The sequence below is a fragment of the Streptomyces sp. R818 genome (assembly GCF_056172735.1).
This window is the reverse complement of record NZ_JAOCNE010000003.1, coordinates 1,109,110-1,129,366: the sequence shown is the minus strand read 5'-3', so window position 1 is coordinate 1,129,366 and position 20,257 is coordinate 1,109,110. Positions and strand designations below refer to the sequence as shown.

At 73.6% G+C, this 20,257-nt stretch carries 16 protein-coding genes and 1 pseudogene; 9 read left to right on the top strand and 8 right to left on the bottom strand.

The window, feature by feature from the left end:
- The first annotated feature begins 88 nt into the window (after positions 1-88).
- A complete protein-coding gene (locus tag N5I75_RS10275) occupies positions 89-1,816 on the top strand; it encodes an ABC transporter ATP-binding protein (protein WP_476676393.1) in 1,728 nt (575 codons plus the stop codon).
- Positions 1,813-3,762 carry an ATP-binding cassette domain-containing protein gene (locus tag N5I75_RS10270; protein ID WP_476676392.1) on the top strand — a complete coding sequence of 650 codons (1,950 nt, stop codon included), beginning with the start codon at positions 1,813-1,815 and terminating at the stop codon, positions 3,760-3,762. Before N5I75_RS10275 ends, N5I75_RS10270 begins: the two co-directional genes overlap by 4 nt.
- Here N5I75_RS10270 and N5I75_RS10265 read toward each other — a convergent pair.
- A pseudogene (locus N5I75_RS10265) lies at positions 3,676-3,918 on the bottom strand (response regulator transcription factor); the annotation flags it as partial. The gene N5I75_RS10270 and the pseudogene N5I75_RS10265 overlap by 87 nt on opposite strands.
- Before the next feature lie 367 nt (positions 3,919-4,285).
- Positions 4,286-4,906: a TetR family transcriptional regulator gene (locus N5I75_RS10260; RefSeq protein ID WP_476676391.1), complete on the bottom strand. Its 621-nt coding sequence runs from the start codon at positions 4,904-4,906 to the stop codon at positions 4,286-4,288.
- Positions 4,907-5,146: 240 nt separating this feature from the next.
- Between N5I75_RS10260 and N5I75_RS10255 the strand changes: the two genes are divergently transcribed.
- From N5I75_RS10255 to N5I75_RS10245, 3 genes are read left to right on the top strand one after another with little or no spacing between them, the layout of a single operon-like run.
- Positions 5,147-6,490 (top strand): glycosyltransferase family 4 protein, encoded by a 1,344-nt coding sequence (locus tag N5I75_RS10255; RefSeq protein WP_476676390.1) that lies wholly within the window; start codon positions 5,147-5,149, stop codon positions 6,488-6,490.
- On the top strand, positions 6,484-7,224 hold the full coding sequence (locus tag N5I75_RS10250) for a class I SAM-dependent methyltransferase (protein WP_476676389.1): 741 nt from the start codon (positions 6,484-6,486) through the stop codon (positions 7,222-7,224). Before N5I75_RS10255 ends, N5I75_RS10250 begins: the two co-directional genes overlap by 7 nt.
- Entirely contained in the window at positions 7,221-8,294 is a 1,074-nt protein-coding gene (locus N5I75_RS10245; protein ID WP_476676388.1) for a prenyltransferase/squalene oxidase repeat-containing protein, read from the top strand. The genes N5I75_RS10250 and N5I75_RS10245 overlap by 4 nt, the downstream gene beginning before the upstream one ends.
- A 228-nt stretch (positions 8,295-8,522) precedes the next feature.
- Here the strand turns inward: N5I75_RS10245 and N5I75_RS10240 are convergent, their stop codons facing one another.
- On the bottom strand, positions 8,523-8,810 hold the full coding sequence (locus N5I75_RS10240) for a hypothetical protein (protein WP_476676387.1): 288 nt from the start codon (positions 8,808-8,810) through the stop codon (positions 8,523-8,525).
- 120 nt (positions 8,811-8,930) lie between these two features.
- Here N5I75_RS10240 and N5I75_RS10235 point away from each other — a divergent pair, with 120 nt between their 5' ends.
- Complete coding sequence (locus tag N5I75_RS10235; protein ID WP_476676386.1) at positions 8,931-9,494, top strand: hypothetical protein; 564 nt, start codon at positions 8,931-8,933, stop codon at positions 9,492-9,494.
- 9 nt (positions 9,495-9,503) lie between these two features.
- On the opposite strand, the gene N5I75_RS10230 is transcribed toward N5I75_RS10235, so the two are convergent.
- The 4 genes from N5I75_RS10230 to N5I75_RS10215 form a co-directional block, all read right to left on the bottom strand.
- On the bottom strand, positions 9,504-10,514 hold the full coding sequence (locus tag N5I75_RS10230) for an LLM class F420-dependent oxidoreductase (protein WP_476676385.1): 1,011 nt from the start codon (positions 10,512-10,514) through the stop codon (positions 9,504-9,506).
- A gap of 128 nt (positions 10,515-10,642) precedes the next feature.
- Entirely contained in the window at positions 10,643-11,524 is an 882-nt protein-coding gene (locus N5I75_RS10225) for a hypothetical protein (protein ID WP_476676384.1), read from the bottom strand.
- A gap of 129 nt (positions 11,525-11,653) precedes the next feature.
- Complete coding sequence (locus N5I75_RS10220) at positions 11,654-12,712, bottom strand: N-acetylmuramoyl-L-alanine amidase (RefSeq protein WP_476676383.1); 1,059 nt, start codon at positions 12,710-12,712, stop codon at positions 11,654-11,656.
- Positions 12,713-12,733: 21 nt separating this feature from the next.
- The gene (locus N5I75_RS10215; protein ID WP_476677013.1) at positions 12,734-13,402 is read right to left on the bottom strand and encodes a class I SAM-dependent methyltransferase; all 669 of its coding nucleotides are present in this window, start codon (positions 13,400-13,402) and stop codon (positions 12,734-12,736) included.
- A 141-nt stretch (positions 13,403-13,543) separates the two neighbouring features.
- On the opposite strand from N5I75_RS10215, the gene N5I75_RS10210 reads away from it, so the two are divergent.
- Together N5I75_RS10210 and N5I75_RS10205 are read left to right on the top strand one after the other, a co-directional pair.
- On the top strand, positions 13,544-14,074 hold the full coding sequence (locus tag N5I75_RS10210) for a hypothetical protein (RefSeq protein ID WP_476676382.1): 531 nt from the start codon (positions 13,544-13,546) through the stop codon (positions 14,072-14,074).
- A 10-nt stretch (positions 14,075-14,084) separates the two neighbouring features.
- Positions 14,085-15,833, top strand: a complete 1,749-nt coding sequence (locus tag N5I75_RS10205; protein WP_476676381.1) for a hypothetical protein — start codon at positions 14,085-14,087, stop codon at positions 15,831-15,833.
- Between the two features lie 70 nt (positions 15,834-15,903).
- On the opposite strand, the gene N5I75_RS10200 is transcribed toward N5I75_RS10205, so the two are convergent.
- Positions 15,904-17,646, bottom strand: a complete 1,743-nt coding sequence (locus N5I75_RS10200; RefSeq protein ID WP_476676380.1) for an MFS transporter — start codon at positions 17,644-17,646, stop codon at positions 15,904-15,906.
- 261 nt (positions 17,647-17,907) lie between these two features.
- Here N5I75_RS10200 and N5I75_RS10195 point away from each other — a divergent pair, with 261 nt between their 5' ends.
- On the top strand, positions 17,908-20,172 hold the full coding sequence (locus N5I75_RS10195; RefSeq protein ID WP_476676379.1) for an acyl-CoA dehydrogenase: 2,265 nt from the start codon (positions 17,908-17,910) through the stop codon (positions 20,170-20,172).
- Positions 20,173-20,257 lie beyond the last annotated feature (85 nt).

Genomic DNA, 20,257 nt, shown 5'->3' with positions numbered 1-20,257 from the left:
AAGATCTCTTCGTACTGATGACGGCGGGGTCGCCCCTGGTGGGCGGCCCCGTCTTCTTCCCTGCCCCCGCTCACGGATGCGAGGCCCCATGAAGGCGTCCGGCGACGCGCTCCTGCGCTCCGCCACCCGGTACAGCGCGGGGCGGTGCCTGGCCCTGTGCCTGCTGACCGTCGTCTCCTCGGGCGCGGGCCTGCTCCTGCCGTACGTCCTCGGGCGCACCCTGGACGCCCTGTTCGCCGCGCACGCCGCGCCCGCGAAGGACGCCAGTGCCCACCACTGGCTGCTGATCTGCGGCGTCCTGCTCGGTGGGCTCATGCTGCTCGGCGCCTGCGAGGACGTCCTCACCGGCACCACCAACGCCCGCACCACCGCCTGGCTGCGCCACCGCCTCGTCGGCCACGTCCTCGCCGTCGGGCCCCGCGCCACCGCCCGCTTCCCGGCCGGTGACCTCGTCGCCCGGCTCGTCGGCTCCACCGCGCAGGCCGGACCCGCGCCCGCGACCGTGGCCGCGCTCGCCGCCACCGTGATCACCCCCGTCGGCGCGCTCGTCGCCCTCGGCCTCACCGACCCCTGGCTCGTCGCCGCGTTCCTCGCCGGGGCGCCCGCGCTCGCCCTGCTGCTGCGCGCCTTCGCCCGCGCCTCCTCCGACTGCGTCACCGCCTACCAGAACGCTCAAGGCGACATCGCGACCCGGCTGACGGAGGCGATCGGCGGCGCTCGCACCATCGCCGCCGCGCACACGGCGGCGCGGGAGACCGACCGCGTCCTTGAGCCCTTGCCCGAACTCCGGTACCAGGGCTTGCGGTTGTGGCACGTGCAGGGGCGGGCCAGCGCGGGGGCCGTCGCGCTCGCGCCGCTGCTCCAGATCGCCGTCGTCGCCACCGCCGGGCTGCTCCTCCTTCACGACCGGCTCTCCGTCGGGGAGCTGCTCGCCGCCTCCCGGTACGCCGCCCTCGCCACCGGCGTCGGCATGCTGGTCGGCGACATCGCCGCCCTGGTCCGCACCCGCGCCGCCGGACAGCGCCTCGGCGACGTCCTGGACCAGCCCGCGCCCGCGTACGGAAACACGCCCCTGGGCGAGGGCGGCGGGCGGCTCGAACTGCGCTCCGTCACCGCGCGCCGCGACGGCCGGACCGTCCTCGACCGGCTCGACCTCACCGTCCCGGCGGGGGAGACCCTCGCCGTGGTCGGCGCGTCCGGCGCCGGCAAATCCACGCTCGCCGCCCTCGCGGGCCGCCTCGCCGACCCCGACGAGGGCACCGTCCTCCTCGACGGGGTGCCCCTCACCGCACTGAGCCGCGCCGAGCTGCGCGCCGCCGTCGGCTACGCCTTCGAGCGGCCCACCCTGCTCGGCGACACCCTCGCCGACACGATCGCCCTCGGACCCGAGCCCCGTACCGGGGACGACGGGCGGATCGTCCGCGCCGCCGAGGCCGCCCACGCCGACGCCTTCGTGCGCCGCCTGCCCGACGGGTACGCCACCGCCTGCGCCGACGCGCCGCTGTCCGGTGGCGAGGCCCAACGCCTCGGTCTGGCCAGGGCGTTCGCGCACGGCGGGCGGCTGCTCGTCCTCGACGACGCGCTCTCCAGCCTCGACATGATCACCGAACGGGAGATCGCCGCCGCGCTGCTTCGGCACGCGCCCGGCACCACCCGCCTCGTCGTCGCCCACCGCGCGACGACCGCCGCCCGCGCCACCACCGTCGCCTGGCTCGACGGCGGCCGGGTCCGCGCGCTCGGCCCGCACACCCGGCTGTGGCAGGACCCCGACTACCGGGCCGTCTTCGCGGGCGCGCAGGCGGAGGGAGCGGCATGACCGCGACCGCCCCGCGCCCGGGAACGTACCGCCGCGGCCTGCGCTTCCTGCTCCAGCGCCGCTCCACGGTGGCGCGGCTCGCGCTCTGGTCCGTCCTGGAGACCGGGCAGACCTTCCTGCTCGGCCTCGCGCTCGCCCGCGCGCTCGACGACGGGTTCCTCGCAGGGCGCCAGGACACCGGGCTGCTGTGGCTCGGGGTCGCCGTACTCGGCGTCGCAGCGGGGGCCCTCGGCACCGCCAAGGTCTACGGGGCCGTGGCCGGGCTCGTCGAGCCGCTCAGGGACCTGCTCGTGCGCCGGGTCGTCGAGCGGGGTGTGCGCGGCGGGGACGGGGCGGCCGTCTCGCGGCTCACGCAGCAGGTGGAGATCGCCCGGGACACCTTCGCCGGGCTGATCATGGTCTCCCGGTCGTTCGTGTTCACCGCGGCGGGCGCGCTCTTCGGCCTGTTCTCGCTCTCGCCCCTCCTGCTGCTCGTCGTCGCGCCGCCGCTCGTCGCGGGCGTCGCCCTGTTCCTCGGCACGCTGCGGCCGCTCGCGCGCGGGCAGGAGCGGTATCTGATCGCCGACGAGAGCGTCTCCGCGCGGCTCGCCGTCGTCTGCGCCGGACTCAGGGACGTCACCGCCGCGGGCGCCGAGGGGCCGACGGCCCAGGGCGCGGGCACTCTCGTCGACCGCGAGTACCGGGCCGCCCGCACCCTCGCCTGGTGGGCCGTGCCCCGCGTGCTCGCCCTCGGCATCGGCGCCCAGCTGCCCCTTCTGCTGCTCCTCGTGACGGCGCCGTGGACGCTCGACCGGGGCGTCACACCGGGCGCGCTCGTCGGCGCCCTCGCCTACGTCGGGCAGTCCCTCGCACCGGCCCTGCAGAGCCTCGTCCACGGGCTCGGCGCGGGCGGCTCACGCCTGGCCGTGGTGCTGCGCAGACTGACCGCCGAGACCGGGCAAGAGGCAGAGCCTGTGCGGGAGTCGATGTACGGCAGCGGTGATCCGGCCGCGCCCGCCCTGACGACGCAGAAGACGCTACCCGTACGGGAGTTGAGTCACGTGACCGGCGATCCGGCCGCGCCCGCCCTGCGCGTGTCCGGGCTGACCTTCGCCTACGGTCCCGGGGCCGCGCCGGTCGTCGACCGCCTCGACCTCACCGTCCCGCGCGGCGGCCACCTCGCCGTCGTCGGCCCCAGCGGCATCGGGAAGTCGACGCTCGCCGGGCTCGCCGCCGGGCTGCTCGTCCCCGGGGCCGGGGAGGTCCGGGTGTGCGGGCTGCCCGCCAGGTCCCCGCGGGCCGCCGCCGAGCGCGTCCTCATCCCGCAGGAGGCGTACGTCTTCGGCGGCACCCTGCGCGAGAACCTCGGCTACCTGCGTCCCGACCCGGTGCCGGACGCCGAACTCGCCGCCGCCTCGGCCGCCGTCGGGCTCGACGCGCTGCTCGCACGGCTCGGCGGGCTCGACGCCCCTCTCGACCCGGCGGCGCTCTCCGCGGGGGAGCGCCAGCTCGTCGCGCTGACCCGCGCCTATCTGTCACCGGCCCCGCTCGCCCTGCTCGACGAGGCGACCTGTCATCTCGACCCGGCGGCGGAGGAGCGCGCCGAGCGGGCGTTCGCGGCCCGGCCCGGCGGGACCCTGGTGGTGGTCGCCCACCGGATCAGCTCCGCCCACCGGGCCGACCGCATCCTGGTGATGGACGGCCCCCGCACCGTCGGCGGGGACCATGAGGAACTGCTGCTGCGTTCGCCGCTCTACCGCGATCTGGCCGGCGCCTGGGGAGCGCCGGCGCAGGCGTCAGAGCCAGCCTTCGCCCTGGGATATCCGGATGGCGTCGATCCGGTTGCGGGCGCCGATCTTGCGGGTGATGGCGGCCATGTAGTTGCGCACCGTGCCGTTGGACAGATGCAGGCGGCGCGCGATCTCGGCGACCGGAGCCCCCTCAGCCGCGAGGGACAACACCCCTAACTCCCGTCTGGTTAAGGGGTTCTGAGCCGCTCTCAGAAAGCCGAAGCCCAGTGAGTCGTCCACGAACCGCTGTCCCTGCGCGGCCTGCCGGATTCCGGTGAGGAGCTGTTCCACGGGTCCGTCCTTGTCCACGTAGCCGAGCGCCTGGGCCTCCATGGCCCGGCGCAGGGGTCCAGGCCTGCTCTTGCTGGCGAGCACCACGAGGGCGCTCCGTAACTCCGCCAGCGGCGGTGTTCCGTACGACGCGTCGCAGTCCAGGTCCGCCACGCATATCTGCGGCGCGACCGCGCCCACCCGGACGCCGGCCGTACGCCAAGGTGTGTGATGCACCTCCAGGTCCGGTTCCCGGCCGAGCCGTTCGGCCAGCGCCGAACGCATCAGACAGGAGTCGTGCACGAGAAGTACCCGGATCACGCTGCCCCCTCAAAACCGTCCGCGCCCGTCGCTCCCCCAAGCCCTTCCACAATTCAACCGGCGGGTTCCCCGATACGCGCGGGCGGAACGGTCAACGGCCACAAATAGCTCAGTGGTGGCCGGGATCCGTCAGGTCGATGAGGCGGCAGACCGTCTCGATGTCGATCTTCACCTGGGCGATGGAGGCCCGCCCGGAGAGCCAGGTGATCAGCGCCGAGTGCCAGGTGTGCTCGATGACCCGGACGGCGGAGAGCTGCGCGGACGTCGGATCGTCCAGCTCCATCGCGTCCAGGATGATCGCCGTGGTCTGCCGGGAGACCTGGTCGACCTCCGGGCTGACGCTGCGGTCCGCGAAGGTCAGCGCCCGCACCATCGCATCGGCCAGATGTGGCTCACGCTGGAGGGCCCGGAAGGCGCGCATCAGCGTCTCGGCGACGCGCTCGGCGGGGGAGTCCGAGGACGGCGGACGCTTGCGGACCGTGGTGTGCATGTGCTGCAACTGGTCCTGCATGGTGGCGACGAGCAGATGGACCTTGCTGGGGAAGTAGCGGTACAGCGTGCCGAGAGCGACCTGCGACACCTCGGCGACCTCGCGCATCTGCACCGCGTCGAACCCGCCGCGGGCCGCGAGCTGGGCGCTCGCGTGCAGGATGCGGCGGCGCCGCGCCTCCTGCCGCTCGGTGAGCGCGGGGGCGCCCTGCGCGGAGCTTCTGCCGTCCGGAGCTGTCATCAGTTCGCTTCCGTGTCCCGTGGTCCGGTCCGTGCCCGGTGGTGCGGTCCGAGTGCGGTGGTGCGGTCCGTGGCCGGTGGTCCGGCCGTGGCGTGAATCACCCGATCCGCCGGTCACAGCCTCGCTACCTGCCGGTAGATTCGATGCACATTGAACGATCCAGTCTGAAACTTGTTCTAGATTAGCGTCCCCACGTAGTGTCCAGTGTCCACGGGCAAGCAGGGAGAAGGGTGGCCTGGAGTGACCGCGGAGTCGTTGCGCATCGCTCTGCTCACGTACAAGGGCAATCCGTTCTGCGGGGGCCAGGGCGTGTATGTCCGCCACCTCTCGCGTGAGCTGGCCCGGCTCGGGCACCGCGTGGAGGTGATCGGCGCCCAGCCCTACCCCGTACTGGACGAGGTCCTCGACGGCAGGGGCCAGGCCGGGCTCTCCCTCACCGAGCTGCCCAGCCTCGACCTGTACCGCAGCCCCGACCCGTTCCGCACGCCGAAGCGCGACGAGTACCGGGACTGGATCGACGCGGCCGAGGTCGCCACCATGTGGACCGGCGGCTTCCCGGAGCCGCTCACCTTCTCGCTGCGCGCCCGCCGCCACCTGCGCGCCCGGCGCGGCGAGTTCGACGTCGTGCACGACAACCAGACCCTCGGCTACGGGCTCCTCGGCGGCCCGGACGCGCTCGGTGCCCCGCTCGTCACCACCATCCACCACCCCATCACCGTCGACCGGCAGCTCGAACTGGACGCCGCGGAGAACTGGAAGCGGCGGATGTCCGTGCGCCGCTGGTACGCGTTCACCCGCATGCAGAAGCGCGTCGCCCGCCGCCTGCCGTCCGTGCTCACCGTCTCCGGCACCTCGCGCGACGAGATCGTGCAGCACCTGGGCGTGCAGCAGAAACGCATCAGCGTCGTCCACATCGGCGCCGACACCGACCTCTTCTCGCCGGATCCGGCGATCCCCGAGGTGCCGGGGCGGATCGTGACGACGTCCAGCGCCGACGTGCCGCTCAAGGGCCTCGTCTTCCTCGTCGAGGCGCTCGCCAAGGTGCGCGCCGAGCAGCCCGACGCGCACCTCGTCGTCGTCGGCAAGCGCGCCGAGGACGGGCCCGTCGCCCAGGCCATCGAGCGGTACGGGCTCGAGGACGCCGTCCGCTTCGTCAAGGGCATCAGCGACCAGGAGCTGGTCGACCTCGTCCGCTCCGCGCAGGTCGCCTGCGTGCCCTCGCTCTACGAGGGGTTCTCGCTGCCCGCCGCCGAGGCCATGGCCACCGGCACCCCGCTCGTCGCCACCACCGGCGGCGCCATCCCCGAGGTCGCCGGGCCCGACGGGGAGACCTGCCTCGCGGTGCCGACCGGGGACGCGGGCGCGCTCGCCGCCGCCCTCATCCGCCTCCTCGGCGACGAGCCGCTCCGCGCCCGCCTCGGCGCCGCCGGCCGCGCCCGGGTCCTCGCCCGCTTCACCTGGGCGCGGGCCGCGCAGGGCACGGCAGAGCTGTACCGCGCGGCCATCGACCGCTCCGCCGCCGCCCCCGGCGCCCCCGTACGACCCCACCAGTCAACTCCTCAGGAAAGCAGGGCCACGTGCTGACCGTCGACTTCACCCGCTTCCCGCTCGCCGCGGGTGATCGCGTCCTCGACCTCGGCTGCGGCGCGGGCCGGCACGCCTTCGAGTGCTACCGGCGCGGGGCCCAGGTCGTGGCCCTCGACCAGAACAAGGAAGAGATCGCCGAGGTCGCCAAGTGGTTCGCCGCCATGAAGGAGGCCGGCGAGGCCCCCGCGGGCGCCACCGCCACCGCGATGGAGGGCGACGCGCTCCAGCTCCCCTTCCCCGACGAGTCGTTCGACGTCGTCATCATCAGCGAGGTCATGGAGCACATCCCCGACGACAAGGGGGTGCTCGCCGAGATGGTCCGCGTCCTCAAGCCCGGCGGCCGCATCGCCGTCACCGTGCCGCGCTACGGGCCCGAGAAGGTCTGCTGGGCGCTGTCCGACGCCTACCACGAGGTCGAGGGCGGCCACATCCGCATCTACAAGGCCGACGAACTGCTCGGCAGGATGCGCGAGGCGGGCCTGAAGCCGTACGGCACGCATCACGCGCACGCGCTGCACTCCCCGTACTGGTGGCTGAAGTGCGCGTTCGGCGTCGACAACGACAAGGCGCTGCCGGTCAAGGCGTACCACAAGCTCCTGGTCTGGGACATCATGAAGAAGCCCGCCCTGACCCGGGTCGCCGAGCAGCTCCTCAACCCCGTCGTCGGCAAGAGCTTCGTCGCCTACGCCACCAAGCCGCACCTGCCGAAGGACAGCGGGGCCGCTGCGTGAGCAGTCCGGAACGGACCGAACTCCTCGTACTCGACGGCGTCCTGACGGCGGATCAGGCGGCGCGCACGGTACGCGGCCTCCTTGACATCCAGCGCCCGGACGGCGCCATACCGTGGTTCCGGGGCCACCACCTCGACCCCTGGGACCACACCGAGGCCGCCATGGCGCTCGACGTGGCCGGGGAGCACGAGGCCGCCGAGCGCGCCTACGACTGGCTCGCCCGCCACCAGAACGACGACGGCTCCTGGTACGCCGCCTACCTCGACGGCGCCCCGCACGACGTCACCGACCACGGCCGCGAGACCAACTTCGTCGCGTACGTGGCCGTCGGCGTCTGGCACCACTACCTCTCCACCGGCGACGACGCGTTCCTCGACCGGATGTGGCCCGTGGTGTACGCGGCGATGGAGTTCGTGCTGCGGCTCCAGCAGCCCGGCGGCCAGATCGGCTGGAAGCGGGACGCCGACGGCGCGCCGGTGACCGACGCGCTCCTGACCGGCAGCTCCTCCATCCACCACGCCCTGCGCTGCGCGCTCGCCGTCGCCGAGCAGCGCGAGGAGCCGCAGCCGGACTGGGAGCTGGCCGTCGGCGCCCTGCGCCACGCCATCCGGCGTCACCCCGAGCGGTTCCTCGACAAGGACCGCTACTCCATGGACTGGTACTACCCGGTGCTCGGCGGTGCCCTGCGCGGTGCCGAGGCCGAGGCGCGCATCGAAGCGGGCTGGGACCGTTTCGTGGTCCCCGGCCTCGGCGTGCGCTGCGTCGTCCCGAACCCGTGGGTCACCGGCGGCGAGAGTGCCGAACTCGCCCTCGCGCTCTGGGCGACGGGCGAGTCCGACCGCGCGCTGACGATCCTCCAGGACATCCAGCATCTGCGCGATCCGCGCTCGGGCCTGTACTGGACCGGCTACGTCTTCGAGGACCGGGCGGTCTGGCCCGAGGAACTCACGACGTGGACGGCAGGTTCGGTCCTGCTCGCGGTGGCAGCCCTTGGCGGTGACGAGGCGACCTGCCAGGTGTTCGGGGGGCAGCTATTGCCGTCGGGGATCGATCCGGACTGCTGCGCTTAGCTGCCGCTGGGGCCGGGTGGGTGGGGGCGGGTTGTGGCCCCGGGGCCTGCGGGCCCGGACGTCGGCTGCGGCTCCGTCGTGGCTGGTCGCGCAGTTCCCCGCGCCCCTGAGGCGTGCGGCTGCGCCGCAGCCCCAGGGGCGTGACAGTTCGTTCTCCGGGGCCGCGCCACATCGCCGCCCGCATTCCGTGCCGCCGGCTCTCCCGCTGAAGCCCGCTTGCGGAGCCGGTCAGTGGCGGCGTAGTTGGTTCGCCACGAAGTGGCCGATCGCCAGGTAGACGACGGCCGCGAGGCCGTAGCCCGCGACGACGCGCGCCCACGCCGCGTCGAAGGTGAACAGGTCGTGCGACCAGCCGGCGAGCCAGTTCGCCGCGTCGTGGACCCACTGGACCAGGTCGTTGCCCCGATTCGCGTCCAGCAGATACATCAGGATCCACAGGACGAGAATGACCGCCAGGATGTCTGCAATGATCATGACAACCCGGCCTGCGCTTGTGCCTCTCCGATTCACAGACATGAGGTCCGGATGTCCCCGAATCCCGCCGGAAAACCACGGACGGGCTGGCCCGGGTGGCGGTGCGACCGGGCCCGGGTGAGGCTGCCAGCAGTGCAGCCCGAGGTCCGGAGGTAACCCGTGGTGCCCAGCTCCCCCCTTCCCCTGCGCCGCCTGATCGTGGCCGTGCTCCTGTGCGGCGCGCTGCTGGCCGGCACCACCGCCTGCGGCGGCGACGACAAGGACACGGCGGCGAGCACGTCCGCCAGCCCGAGCGCGTCGACCACGGCCCAGAAGCAGAAGCTGGCCAAGACGCGGTTCGTGGCCAACGCCGGGATCGCCGCCGGCGCCACCTACCAGTGGATCGTGAAGCCGTGGAAGGCGGGCAAGTTCAAGAAGGGCGCGGACGGCCGCAAGGTCGCCCTGGTCAAGGCGGGCCTCGCGGGCGCGCTCACCTACAACCGGCTGAAGGCCGCGAAGAAGAACGCCGAGGGCGACCCCACGCTCGCCAAAGCGGTCGCCCCGCTGACCTCGGGCATCGACGCGCTCAAGGACCTGCCGGGCAAGCTGCGCAAGGGCGAGGGCACCGATTCCGTCGCCTCGTCCTTCGACGACATCATCAACAAGGTGAAGGGCGCGGGCAGCGACGCGGGCGCCGAGGTCAAGGACAAGGTCCCGTCGGCGTCCGAACTCCGCAACGCGGGCTAGCGACGACTCTCAGGAGTTGAGTTCGGCCAGGACGCGCAGCGTCTCCGGGTCCGGCGACAGGACCAGCAGGTCCGTCACCGGGCCCTTGCGCCACATCTCCAGGCGCTCGGCGACCCGCCCGCGCGGCCCGACGAGCGAGATCTCGTCGGCGAACGCGTCCGGCACCGCGAGCACCGCCTCCTCCCGCCGCCCCTCGGCGAAGAGTTCCTGGACGCGCCGGGCCTCGGCCTCGTACCCCATCCGCGCCATGAGGTCGGCGTGGAAGTTGCGGGTGGCGTGCCCCATGCCGCCGATGTAGAACCCGAGCATGGCCTTGACGGGCAGCAGTGCCTCGGCGACGTCGTCGCAGACCTTCGCCCGCGCCATCGGCGCCACCATGAACCCCTCGGGCAGATCCGCGAGAGCGGCCTCGTACGCGTCGGTCCGCGTCGGCGACCAGTACAGCGGGAGCCACCCGTCCGCGATCCGCGTCGTCTGCGCGACGTTCTTCGGCCCCTCGGCGCCGAGCAGCAGCGGCAGATCGGCGCGGAGCGGGTGCGTGATCGGCTTGAGGGCCTTGCCGAGTCCGGTCCCGTCCTCGCCGGGGTAGGGGAGCGGATGGAAGCGCCCGTCTCCGACGACCGGGCCCTCGCGCCGCAGCACCTGCCGTACGACGTCCACGTACTCGCGTGTCGCGGTCAGGGGTGAACGCGGGAACGGCCGCCCGTACCAGCCCTCCACGACCTGCGGCCCGGACAGGCCGAGGCCGAGCATCATCCGGCCGCCCGACAGATGGTCCAGGGTCAGCGCGTGCATCGCGGTCGTGGTGGGGGAGCGGGCCGCCATCTGCGCGATTGCGGTGCCCAGCCTGATCCGGCTGGTGTGCGCGGCGAACCAGGTCAGCGGCGTGAAGGCGTCACTGCCCCAGGACTCGGAGGTCCAGACGGAGTCGTACCCCAACGCCTCGGCGGCGCGTACAAGTTCGAGGTGGCCGGGGTCGGGCCCGCGCCCCCAGTAGCCGAGTGCGAGTCCGAGCCGCATGTGCGCCCCTCCCGTCGACGGACGCCAAGACCTGACGGGTTGTCAGTCAGCCGTCCGTCGGGCGAGCGTACGCGAAAGGCCCCTCGCCCGGAAGGCGGGCGAGGGGCCTTTCGCAAGGGCTCCGGGGATCAGCCGCGCTGGATCCCGGTCGTGTCCTGGAGGACGCCGCGGCGCCCGTCCTGCGTCTGGGCCACGAGCCCCGGGCCGCGCTGCTCGACGGCCAAGTACCAGGTGCCCGGCGCCAGTTCGGCGATCGGGGTCGGCGAGCCGTCCTCCGCGTACAGCGGACGCGGCACCGGCACGGCGAACCAGAACGGGGAGAAGTCCCCGGCGGGCTGGCCACCGGCCTGCGGCGCCGGAGCGGCGGCCTGCTGCGGCTGACCCGGCTGGCCACCGAACGGCTGTCCGCCGCCGGACTGGCCCGGACCCGGCTGGCCCGGCTGCGCACCGTACGGCTGGCCCGGACCGGGCTGGCCGTGCTGCTGGGCGCCCGGGTAGCCGTAACCACCCTGCGGCTGACCGCCGTAGGGCTGCGGCTGCTGGGGGCGCGGGGCGCCGACGAGACCGGCCTTGAGGGCCGGGACCAACGGCGTGGCGACCGCGGCGGCGGCCATGACCAGCGTGGCGATCAGCGCGAGGATGAGACCGATGCCACGGTCCGGGCCGTCCCCGACGGCGCCGCCGAGGTTGTTGTAGCCACCGGCCGGGTCGAAGATGTTGCCGAGCGCGGCCCAGGCGGCGAGCACCGTGCAGGCGACACCGAACTGACCGAGGTCGAGCCCCGCCACCTTGAGGGGCTGCGGCCTGCCACGGCCGACGACGACGAGCGCCGCGCCGATGATCCCGGCGAGGACCACGCTGAACAGGAGCGGGCCGCTCTCCCAGGAGTTCGGGAAGTCGAAGTCGCCGGCGTTGTCGGCCGTGTAGATATCGAGGAACGAGGCGATGAACAGCAACACCGCTGCTCCGATCACCACGCCGTCGCCTCGAGTGAGGGAGCGGATATTCACTTCAGGTCCTTCGGTCAGTCGTCACGTCATCGTCAGGAGGCGGCGCCAAGCGCGGGGGTGGCCCCTCATCGTAGGAGGACACTATCGTCCACGTCCCAGAGGTGTCTGCCGAGATCCACACGGGGGTGTCTACCCGCGCAGGAAACTCACGATTCCCTCAGAGAGCCCTTGCGCCGCCTTCTGTCGCCAGTCGGCGGAGGTCAGCCGCGCCGCGTCCTGCGCGTCCCGCATGTTGCCGCACTCGATGAACACCTTCGGCACGGTCGACAGATTGAGTCCGCCCAGGTCGCTGCGGGTGTCCAGGCCGGTGCCGCCGCCGATGTAGTTCGACGGGGGCTGCCCCGTGACCTGGAGGAACTTGCCCGCGACGCGCTCGCCGAGGTCGCGTGAGGACGCGACGATCGGGCGGGTGTCGGCGGTGCCCGCGTGCACGGATGCGGGAAGGATCACATGGAAGCCGCGGTTGCCCGCGCCCGATCCGTCCGCGTGCACGGAGATCGCGGCGTCGGCCCTCGCCTGGTTGCCGATCGCGGCGCGCTCGGTGACGCAGGGGCCCCAGGCCCGGTCCCCGTTCTGCGTGAACTTCACGCGGGCGCCCTGCTCCTGGAGGAGCGTGCGCAGGCGGCGCGAGACGTCGAGGGTGAACTCGGCCTCGGTGTAACCGGCGTTGGTCGAGGTGCCGGTGGTGTCGCACTCCTTGGTCGCGTTGCCGACGTTCACCTGGCGATTGATATCCGCCGGGTGCCGAAAGTTGCCCGGATTGTGACCCGGGTCGATCACGACGACCTTGCCCGCGAGCGGACCGGTGCCGCCGCCCACCGGTTCGGACGGCGTCTTCGAGGTCGCCGCCGGGGCGGACGGGGAGGCGGTGGAGGGCGCCGTCTTGGACGGGGACCCGTTCGGCTGCTTGGCGTCGGCCTCGCCGGACGAACCCGCCGACGACCCTGCGGACGAGGGCGCGGACGTCGCGGACCCGCTCGGTACCGGGAGCACCTTCGCCGCGTCACCGCCACCGCCGCCGCCCACGGCCTGCGTGACCACCCAGATCGCGCCCGCCGCGACGGCGCAGGCCGCCGCGGTGATCAGCAGTGGCCGCGTGCGCGACCCGCGCGGTCTGCGGCCCGCGTCGCTCGGGGCGTTGTTGTAGTAGTCATCAAAGCCATCGGGGTCCGGACCTTCGTACGACACGGGGCGAGCCTAACCGGACGCTCAGATCCCCGCGCCCGTTCGGCGCAGGACGCGCAGCGAGTCGTGTACGGAGACCTCGGTGAACGCCCCGGACTCAAGAGCCCGCAGGTACACGCGGTACGGGGCCTGCCCCGTCCACTCGTCGTGCTTGACGGGGAAGACGTCGTGGATGACGAGCAGGCCGCCCTCCGCGACGTGCGGCGCCCAGCCCTCGTAGTCGGCGCCCGCGTGCTCGTCGGTGTGGCCGCCGTCGATGAAGACGAGCCCGAGCGGCCCGCCCCACACGCGCGCCACCTGCGGCGAGCGGCCGACGAGGGCGACCACGTGCTCCTCCAGGCCCGCCGCGTGCAGAGTGCGCCGGAAGGTGGGCAGCGTGTCCATGAGCCCGACCACCGGATCGACGGTCTCCGGGTCGTGGAAGTCCCAGCCCGGCTGCTGCTCCTCGCTGCCGCGGTGGTGGTCGACGGTGAGCGCCGTCACCCCGGCGGCGCGGGCCGCGTCCGCGAGCAGCAGCGTCGAGCGCCCGCAGTAGGTGCCCACTTCGAGCAGCGGAAGCCCGAGCGCCGCCGCCTCCACGGCCGCCGCGTACAGCGCGAGCCCTTCGCCGAGCGGCATGAACCCCTTGGCCTTCTCGAAGGCGGCGAGGGTGTCGGGGTGCGGGGTGCGGCTCGTGAGGGTCATGGCGCTCATGCTGCCGTACGGGTGGTTGACATCCATCAGAAGGTCAAGATTAGGTAAGGCTTACCTAAGTTCGGGTGATCGGAGCGGCGCGTCACGCCCTTCCGCGCCCGGCTCCATGGACGAGAAATGGACGAGAAAGGTCCCGCCGCCATGACCGCTTTCCGTACCGCCGCCCGCCTCGGACTGACCGCCGTCGCCGCCACCGCGCTGACCGCCGCCCTGGCCGGCTCCGCCTCCGCCGCGACCGCCACGCGCACCGTCACCGTCGGCGCCACCACCTACCACCTGTCGCTCACCGCGCCCGACAGCGCGGCCGCGACGGGCGCCAACATCACCGTCAGCGGCAGCGGTTACAACACGGCGCAGGGCATCTATGTCGGCCTGTGCGCGATAGACGGCGCCCAGGGCGCCAACAAGCCCACCCCGTGCCTCGGCGGCCAGGACCAGTCCGGCACCACCGGCGCCTCGTACTGGATCTCCAGCCAGGGCGGCGGCTCCGTGCCCAACAGCACGGCCTTCGGCGCCAACGGCAGCTTCAGCGTCACGATCCACGTCAAGGCCGACCTCGGCGGCGGCAACGTCTGCGGCTCGACCGTCGAATGCGCCGTCGTGACCCGCGCCGACCACACGGGCACCGCGAACCGCGCCTATGACGTCCACGCCCCGATCGACTTCCAGTAGAGGCCGCGTCATGCATGACTCCGTACGCGGCCGAAGACGGGCGGCGCGGGTGGCGGCCGCCGCCGCTGTCGTGCTCGGGTCCGCCGCCGCGCCCGCCGTGGCGGCGGACGAACCCACGCCGCCCGGCACCGAACTGTACGTACAACAGGCCGAGTTGAAAGGCGTCGGCAAACCCCTCGACCTGCTCCTCCACCCCACCTCCGGCAAGCTGTACGTCGGCGCCGACAACCTCGCCGCCACCGCCGACGTCGACGAGCGTGGCCTGTACGTCCTCGACCCCGCCACCGGCGGCATGCTCAGCAAGGTGACCCAGGCGCCGAACTCGGCCGGCACGCTCGCCACCGCCGCCGTGCGCCGGATGGCGGGCCCGCTGCCCGGCGCGGCGGACGGCGTCGTCTTCAACTACCCATTGCGCGGCATCGGTTGGGCTGCGGACGGTGACCCGCAGGCGTCCGGCGTCTGGCTGACCGGTTCGACGGTCTCCGACCTCGGCCCCGGCACCCGCGACACCACGTCCTTCGTCGCCCAGGGCACGAAACTCTCCGAGGTCGAACGGGCCACGGGGACGGTGCTGCGCTCGGCGGAACCGGGTGGCACGGGGCCGTTCGCGGTCGACGTGCGGCGGGGTGCTGTCTGGTACCTCGACACCTCGGCGGGCCTGCTGCGCCACGTCGAGACGGCGGGCCTGACCGTCACCGGCTCCTACGAACTCCCCGCCTTCCAGGGGAACGCCGCGCCCTTCATCGAGGTCGACCCCGCCGACGGCTCGGTCTGGGTCGGCCACGGCGACACCGTCGCGGTCTACGCGGCCGACGGCACCCGGCGCGCGACCCTGACCGGCACGGACTACGCGGGCGGCGTCGCCTTCGACGCGGAGTCCGCACGTGCGTTCCTCGTCCGCCAGGACAGCGAGTCACCGGGCGCGCCCGGCTCGGACGGCAACGGCATCGGCTCCCTCAGCGTCTACGACACGAAGACGCTGACGGAGGCGGCGGCGCCGGTCGCGCTGCGCAACAGCACCTCGCAGTACGGCAGTTCGGCGGTCGCGGTGACGCCGGGCGGCGGCGAGGTCTTCGTCTCCAACCCGCACCCGGACGCCTCCGGCGTCGTGAAACTGGTCCGCCAGGTGTCGCCGAAGGTGACGCGGCAGCCGACGGACCTCGCGGTGGAGGAGGGGGCCGAGGCCAAGCTGACCGCCGAGGCGGAGGGCAGCCCGACGCCGAGCGTCCGGTGGCAGTCCAGCACGGACGAGGGCGAGACCTGGCAGGACGTGGAGGGGGAGGGCGCGCACGCCTCCACGTACGCGTTCACGGCGGCGGCCGACCAGGACGGTGTGCGCTTCCGCGCCGAGTTCACGAACGAGGCGGGGGTCGCGCGTACGGATGCGGTGACCTTGACGGTCGAGGACCCGGACACGGACCCGGGCACGGACCCGGGCACGGGCCCGGGTTCGGAGCAGAGCCCCTCGCCTTCGCCGGGCGAGCCGGACGGTTCACCGGGTCCGGACGACCCCGGGGCCGGTGACGCGGGCGGCGTGGGCGGTGGCGGCGACGAGGCGCCCCCGTCCTCCGCCCCGACGACGGACCCGGTCGCGGCCGGCACCACCGGCTCCACCGGCTCCACCACCGGCGGTGCCACCGGAACGACCGGCGGCAGCCTCGCCTCCACCGGCACGAGCGCGCTGGCCGCGACGGGCGCGGCGGCGGCGCTGCTTGCGGCAGGTGTGGTGGCGGTACGAAGGTCCCGCCGCCGCGCCTAGAGGCCCGCGCGCGGGGATGTACCAAGACGCGCCGCGCGAAAGCGCGGCGCGTCTTCGGTGCGGGCCCGGCTCAGACCTGCTCGGCCACTGCGTCCAGCGCCAGGTCCACCCGCACCGCCCGGTTCTCGCCGTGGTGCGTCGCCGACGATGCGCGGGGCGCGTGGCCGTGGGCCGTGACCGCGAGGACGTACGAACCGCCCTCGGGCACGTCGAGGGCGTAGTGCCCCTCCGCGTCGGTCAGGGCCGCGCCCGCCTGGCGGCCCCGGCGGTCGATCAGGGTGACCTTGGCGTGGGCGACGGGGAGGCCGGCCGGGTCGAGGACCTGCCCACGGAAGTGAGCGAGGGTCGCCTGCTCGGCACGGGCCAGGTTCGCGTCCTCCTCGCTGCTCGCGCGGAGCTGCCCGCCCTGGCGGACGACGGCCGCGCGGCGCCCGGGGAGGAAGAGGGCCAGCAGGACGCCGACCGCGACCGCGCCCGTGGCGATCAGGAACGAGATCCGGAAGCCGTGCATCGTCGGGACAGCCGCGCCGCCGACGTGGTGCGCCGTGTTGGCGAGGACCATGCCGATCACGGCCGAGGACACCGACGTACCGATGGAGCGCATGAGGGTGTTCAGGCCGTTCGCCGCGCCCGTCTCCGACGCGTCCACGGCGCCGATGATCAGCGCGGGCAGCGACGAGTAGGCGAGGCCGATGCCCGCGCCGACGACGACCGAGATGACGATGGTCTGCCAGGCGGCGCTCATGAGGCCGAGCCCGGCCCCGTAGCCGATCGCGATGATCAGCATGCCGAGGATGAGGGTGACCTTCGGGCCGAAGCGCGCGGAGAGGCGGGCGTAGACCGGGGCCGTGAACATCATGGTCAGGCCCAGCGGCGCCACGCACAGGCCCGCGACGACCATCGACTGGCCGAGACCGTACCCGGTGGCGGAGGGGAGCTGGAGCAGCTGGGGGAGGACCAGGGAGATCGCGTAGAAGGCGACGCCGACCATGATCGAGGCCAGGTTGGTGAGGAGCACCTCGCGGCGGGCCGTGGTGCGCAGGTCGACCAGCGGCGCCTTCAAGCGCAGCTCCATCGCGCCCCAGGCGAGGAGCACGACGAGCGCGGCGGCGAACAGGCCGAGGGTCAGGCCGCTGGACCAGCCCCAGTCGCTGCCCTTGGTGATCGGGAGGAGGAACAGGACCAGGCCGAGGGAGAGGCCGAGCGCACCCGCTATGTCGAAGGTCCCCTGTGCGCGCAGCGGGCTCTCCGGGACGAGGAGCAGCGTCAGGACGATCGCGACGACGCCGAGGCCCGCCGCGAGGAAGAACAGCGCGTGCCAGTCGGCGTGCTGCGCGACGAGCGCGGCGAGCGGCAGCGCGAGGCCGCCGCCGACGCCGATGGAGGACGACATCAGCGCCATGGCCGAGCCGAGCTTCTCCGGCGGCAGCATGTCCCGCATCAGGCCGATGCCGAGCGGGATGGCGCCCATGGCGAAGCCCTGGAGGGCGCGGCCGGCGATCATCACCACGAGCTGGTCGGTGAAACCGCAGATCAGCGAGCCGACCACCATGACGGCGAGGCTGGAGAGCAGCATCCTGCGCTTGCCCGCGAGGTCGCCGAGGCGGCCCATGATCGGGGTGGAGACGGCGCCGGCGAGGAGGGTCGCGGTCATGACCCAGGTGGCGTTGGAGGGGGCGGTGCTCAGCAGCTCGGGCAGGTCCTTGATCACCGGCACGAGCAGCGTCTGCATGACGGCGACGACGATGCCGGAGAAGGCGAGGACGGGGACGACTCCGCCGGTTCGGCGTGGTGCGGTCGTCGGCTGGGACATTAAGGGGGCCTCCGGAGGCAGTGTTGCGGGGGTCGCGGACAGCCGACAGCGGGCGGGCGGCCGGGGTGTGCGTGTAGGTCGAACCTGTTTCCTCGGGCGACTATTCCGATGATCGTCGTACGAGGGCGAACCTTGACCTTTTGTTTACATGTGCGGCCCGACTGTTCATCCGCCGGACCATCTGACGCCCCGTCACGCACAACTGACTTGCCGTTAGGTATCGCCTTTCGCTTTTCTGCAACGTGTTCTACCGTGCCCGGCATGGGCATCGCCATCACGCAGGAACAGCGGGAGCTCGCGGACTCCGTGCGCGGCTGGCTCGCGCGCGCCGTCCCGCCCGACGAGGTGCGCAAGCTGCTCGACGCCCCGGCCGCCCCCGGCCACCGCCCGCCCCACTGGGACGGGCTCGCCGCCCAGGGCCTCCTCGGCGTGCACCTGCCGGAGGCGTACGGCGGCGGGGGCGGGACCCTGCTCGACCTCGCGGTGGTGGTCGAGGAGGCGGGCCGGGCCGCGCTGCCCGGACCGTACGTCGGCAACGTGCTCGCCGCCGAGGTGCTGCGGCGCGCGGAGCGCCCCGGACCGGCCGGTCTCGCCGGGGAACTGGCGCGCGGGGAGCGGATCGGCGCCGCCGCGTTCGGGCCGGGCGGGATGGTGGCCGTCGCCGGGCCCGAGGGCTGGGGCCTCGACGGGACCGCGCCTCCGATGCTGACGGGCGCCGACGCGGATCTGCTCCTGCTGGCGGCCGTGTGCGCGGGGGACTCCGCGGGCGCTGATGGTGCCCGGAGCGGCGAGAGCTCCGATGGCTTCGTGGGCGCGGATGGTGCGCGGAGCGACGGCGTCGTCTGGTTCGCCGTCGACGCCGACACTCCCGGGCTCACCGTGCGGCAGCACGAGAGCGCCGACCCGACCCGGCCCACCGCCGAGGTCACCGCGTCCGGCGTCGTCGTCCCCGCCGACCGGGTCCTCGCGGTGGACGGCACCCTCGTCCGCGACCTGGCCTCCGTCCTCCTCGCCGCCGACGCCTGCGGCACCGCTGCCTGGGCCCTGCACACCGCCGCCGAGCACGCCAAGGTGCGGCAGCAGTTCGGGCGCCCCATCGGGCAGTTCCAGGGCGTCAAGCACCTCTGCGCCGACATGCTCGTCCGCGTCGAGCAGGCCCGCGCCCTGGTCTGGGACGCGGCGCGGGCCCTCGACGACGAACCCGCATCCGACGTCCGCGGCCTCGTCGCCGCGCTCGCCGCCGCGACCGCCCTCGACGCCGCGTACGGCTGCGCCAAGGACTGCGTGCAGATCCTCGGCGGCACCGGCTTCACCTGGGAGCACGACGCCCACCTGTATCTGCGCCGGGCCGTCGTCGCCCGCCAGCTCCTCGGCACGGGCGACGCCCACCGGCTGCGCGCCGTCCGCCTCGCCGAGTCCGGGGCCCGCCGCGCCCTGCGCTGCGCGCTGCCCGCCGAGGCCGACGTGTACCGGGAGGCGGCCCGCGCGGTCGTCGCACGGGCCCGCGGCCTCGACCCCGCCGCCGCGCGCCGCACCCTCGCCCCCACCGGCTACGCGGCACCGCACCTGCCTCCGCCGTACGGGCTCGGCGCGGGCCCGGTCCAGCAGCTCGCCGTGCAGGAGGAGCTGCGCGCGGCCGGGGTGAAGGTGTCCGACCTCGGGATCGCGACCTGGGTCGTCCCCTCCCTCCTCACCTACGGCACCGAGGCGCAGCGCGACCGCCACCTCCCGCCCACCCTGCGCGGCGACGTCCTGTGGTGCCAGCTCTTCTCCGAACCCGGCGCGGGCTCCGACCTCGCCTCGCTGCGCACCCGCGCCGAACGCGCCGAGGACGGGCGCTGGCGGATCAACGGCCAGAAGGTGTGGACGAGCGCCGCGCAATGGGCCGACCACGGCATCCTGCTCGCCCGCACCGACCCGGCGGCCCCCAAGCACAAGGGGCTGACCTACTTCCTCGTCGACATGAAGCACACGGCCGGTATCGACATCCGCCCGCTGCGCGAGATCACCGGCGACTCCCTCTTCAACGAGGTGTACTTCGACGACGTCCTGCTCCCCGCCGACGCCGTGGTGGGGGAGGTCAACGACGGGTGGCGCGTCGCCCGGCACACCCTCGGCAACGAACGCGTCCACATGGCCGACCAGCTGACCTTCGACACCGGCCTGGAAGCGCTGCTCGCCCGCGCGGGCGGCCTGGACGACGCCTGCCGGGCGCGGATCGGCGCGCTCGCGGCGGAGGCCCACGCCCTCGGCGCCATCGGCCTGCGCACGACCCTGCGGCAGATCGCGGGCGACGAGCCCGGCGCCGGAGCCTCGGTCAGGAAGCTCATCCAGACCCCGCACCAGCAAAAAGTCGCCGAACTCGCCCTGGAGCTGCTCGGCCCGGCGGGCGCCGTGCGCGAGGGCCCCGGCGAACGCGCCCTGCACGGCTTCCTGCTCTCCCGCTGCCTGACGATCGCGGGCGGGACGACCCAGGTGCAGCTCAACGTGGTGGCGGAACGCATCCTGGGTCTGCCGCGGGACTAGAACGCAGGGCCAGGCGATCGGCCGGGCGGCCCATACCCCGTCACGCGCCGATGGGCAGCGTGATACTGACCACCCGGTCGGTATG

Excerpts from the sequence above, each read along its gene's own strand:
- N5I75_RS10275 (WP_476676393.1), top strand. The coding sequence starts at position 89 with ATGAAGGCGTCCGGCGACGCGCTCCTGCGCTCCGCCACCCGGTACAGC.
- N5I75_RS10270 (WP_476676392.1), top strand. The coding sequence starts at position 1,813 with ATGACCGCGACCGCCCCGCGCCCGGGAACGTACCGCCGCGGCCTGCGC.
- N5I75_RS10260 (WP_476676391.1), bottom strand. The coding sequence starts at position 4,906 with ATGACAGCTCCGGACGGCAGAAGCTCCGCGCAGGGCGCCCCCGCGCTC.
- N5I75_RS10240 (WP_476676387.1), bottom strand. The coding sequence starts at position 8,810 with ATGTCTGTGAATCGGAGAGGCACAAGCGCAGGCCGGGTTGTCATGATC.
- N5I75_RS10230 (WP_476676385.1), bottom strand. The coding sequence starts at position 10,514 with ATGCGGCTCGGACTCGCACTCGGCTACTGGGGGCGCGGGCCCGACCCC.
- N5I75_RS10215 (WP_476677013.1), bottom strand. The coding sequence starts at position 13,402 with ATGAGCGCCATGACCCTCACGAGCCGCACCCCGCACCCCGACACCCTC.
- N5I75_RS10210 (WP_476676382.1), top strand. The coding sequence starts at position 13,544 with ATGACCGCTTTCCGTACCGCCGCCCGCCTCGGACTGACCGCCGTCGCC.
- N5I75_RS10205 (WP_476676381.1), top strand. The coding sequence starts at position 14,085 with ATGCATGACTCCGTACGCGGCCGAAGACGGGCGGCGCGGGTGGCGGCC.
- N5I75_RS10200 (WP_476676380.1), bottom strand. The coding sequence starts at position 17,646 with ATGTCCCAGCCGACGACCGCACCACGCCGAACCGGCGGAGTCGTCCCC.
- N5I75_RS10195 (WP_476676379.1), top strand. The coding sequence starts at position 17,908 with ATGGGCATCGCCATCACGCAGGAACAGCGGGAGCTCGCGGACTCCGTG.